Source organism: Colwellia sp. (assembly GCF_013215345.1).
GTDB lineage: Bacteria > Pseudomonadota > Gammaproteobacteria > Enterobacterales > Alteromonadaceae > Colwellia.
This window is the reverse complement of the sequence record NZ_JABSOV010000231.1, coordinates 1-2768: the sequence shown is the minus strand read 5'-3', so window position 1 is coordinate 2768 and position 2768 is coordinate 1. Positions and strand designations below refer to the sequence as shown.

The window sequence follows — 2768 nt, the reverse complement described above, 5'->3', positions numbered from 1 at the left end:
AATAGTCACTGTATAGCGACCAATTGGTAGGCCTCGTAAATTATATTTACCTTCAGAATTTGAAGTGACGGTACGTGAAATACCTTTAGTTTGATGCTTAACTGTGATTGTTGCACCAGATACTTGCGTACCAGCATCAGAAGTAATAATACCTTTTAAAGTACCATTTGTATTATCTGCAGCCATTACGCTAGGAGCGGATAGCATTAATGCCGTACCTACGGCAATGGCAGCGAGTGTTCTACGTGCCTTTAAGTTTGATTTAATCATTATGTTATACCTGTTTTAGTTTCATCTTATTGTTTTTTATGTTGTTTTTGTTTTATCCCTTAATCTAACTTAACTCCCCTTGTACTTTTTACTTGTCAGCAGTAGGTGTTTCTTAAGCGAATAACACAGAAGTACAATCACAGTTATATACGTTATATTGTATATTATCTACAATTATTTGATTGCAAGATGATACAAATTGCAACAAGATTAATCTGAAAAGTTACCTGGTATTAACGCAAATGCAGCAAAAATGCTTACTGAGGCAAAGGAGAAAATAAAGGCTAGACGAGTAAATGACCGTAAGAACAAAATGCTCTTAGCTTAGAGTTTTTTCGAATATAATGCTGTTTTGATAAATAATTTAGAAATTTAATGCAGGAATGAAGTGTAAGTTATGTTTGCTGAATGTTTCGTAGAACAGGTTTTATAGCCGTTTTTCATAAAGAGAATCATGAATAACTTTTTATAGCTAACGTTAGTGAAAATGAGTAATAGTTCACTTAAATAGCAGTGAGGATTAGTGCGGATCTTTCTTGTACTTCTTTACAGATTTCTTTGAAAAACGTTACTTTTTGGCAAGGCCTAGCTTACTTTTCTTGTAAGTTAGCACCAAAATAGTGCCGAATAAAATAGTAAATGAAGCGAGTACTACGCGTAGGGTAATAACTTCATTAAGTAATATCGCCCCTGCTAAAGTTACTAGTAAAGGCACACTTAATTGAATGATGGCGGCTTGAGTAGCCTTGAGCTCAGGCAATACACTGTACCAAATAATGTAACCTATGGCAGAAGTGACAATACCTGATAGTAATGCACAGATAATACCATCGCTGGCTAAGTTAATAGTGTTGTTTGTTGATAAGTTAACGATAAACCATAACAGCATCGCCATTGGCGCCGCTTTGATAAAGTTTCCTGCAGTAGAGGCGGCGGGATTACTTGCACCTCTACCTTGTAGCGTATATATACCCCAAGCAACACCTGAAATGCACATTAATAATGCGCCAGTCAATGAAGGTGCGCTTATACCGGGTAACATTAATATTACTAAGCCAGCAAGCGCTAACACAAAGCCGATTAATTGTACTCTATTCAGCCGTTCTCCTTCACGGTAACCAACAATAGTCATGGTTACTTGCACTGAGCCAAATAGTAATAACGCACCGGTACCAGCGGCGATTAAACCGTAACCATAAGTAAAGCTAACAGCATAAATAAACAGGGCAGCAGCAGCAAGCCAATTGCCTGACTGCCAGGGCGATTTATGCTTTTTTAGCGTAACAAATAGCCATAAGAATAGTGCGCCAGAAACAACTCTCAGCATAATGAAACTGGCTTCATCTATGGTGGTTTGTTCTAAGGCAAAACGCGTAATCAGTGAATTAGCAGCAAAGGCCAATAGCGATAGAAAAGTGATTAGGATTATTTTAAAGCGAGTCATATATGTTCCTAATCTATGTATTGGCAACGATGGTGAGAGGTAAGTGACTCGGCTTTCTGATTCTTAGTCAATAGTTAAGTAGCTAGTTTAGTAAATAGTTAACAATAAAATTAAGGTGCCAGCTTAGTAAATTGGCAAGATAACACCTTAATAATTAACCTTAACTCGGGTTAAAGTTATGCAGCTGACTATTAAACCATATCATCAAAAGGGTTTTTAGTGGGGAGAGCAATACCGTTCTTGAATTCAGCGAACTTTAAACTCTCAGTGGTTAATTCAATATCAGCCTCATTGACCATGCCTTCACCAAATTTATAAATCAAATTAAATTGACCTTTGTTGGCGTTATCACGATAAATTTGTTGAGCTTGTTCGACGCTAACGAGTTTTTGTTGATACTCTTGCATTGCTTCACTGCCATAGCGTTTTTCCATCATGGCTAAACTCACTTTTGGCGAAAATACCGTTGCCGTGGCATTATTACCGCCAAAGCCTTTTGAGTTGATAAAAGCGATGTCCATGTCATGACAATGCCAATGCTCAGTGGCGATATTAAGGTGCTCGTTATGAACATCATCAGCAACTTTATCGATGGTGGTAATGCCGGGCATAATATTTTCACTGAAAATACCTAATGCCATGGCCATTTGATCGCCACTCGCAGGACCTAGCGTATGGCCAACATAAGCTTTTGGCGCAGCTACTGGCCAGTTTTCGATATTAAAGCATTCAGCAATTTTATGATAAATCAAAGACTCAGTAACGCGATTTTGTGGTGTACTTGAGCCGTGCGCCAGAATAAAACTACGCTGTTGTAATGCCTCCTTACCTAATACTTGCTCAGCTAAAGCAACAGATTTTGCCATGGTTATATAGTTACCAGGGCCTGGCGCCGTGATAGATTTTTTATAGCCATCGGCATTGATAAATACATCGGCAACTGAAGCGAGTACTTTTGCGCCCATTTCTAGGGCAAGGGCATCATCCATCAAGACGACAAACTGTGCGCCTTCACCCATAGTAAAACCACAATTTTTGCCAAAAGGGCGACTGG

Annotated in this window: 3 protein-coding genes; all 3 read right to left on the bottom strand. The window is 38.6% G+C overall.

Going from position 1 to position 2768, the window contains the following annotated elements; translation table 11 throughout:
- A partial coding sequence (locus HRT50_RS18500) for a carboxypeptidase-like regulatory domain-containing protein (protein WP_291617253.1) occupies nt 1–270 on the bottom strand: 270 nt, incomplete at its 3' end.
- A gap of 568 nt (nt 271–838) precedes the next feature.
- Entirely contained in the window at nt 839–1714 is an 876-nt protein-coding gene (locus tag HRT50_RS18495; RefSeq protein ID WP_291617251.1) for a DMT family transporter, read from the bottom strand.
- Between the two features lie 191 nt (nt 1715–1905).
- Nucleotides 1906–2768, bottom strand: an 863-nt coding sequence (locus tag HRT50_RS18490) for a beta-ketoacyl synthase (RefSeq protein ID WP_291617250.1), incomplete at its 5' end; no start/stop codon positions are given.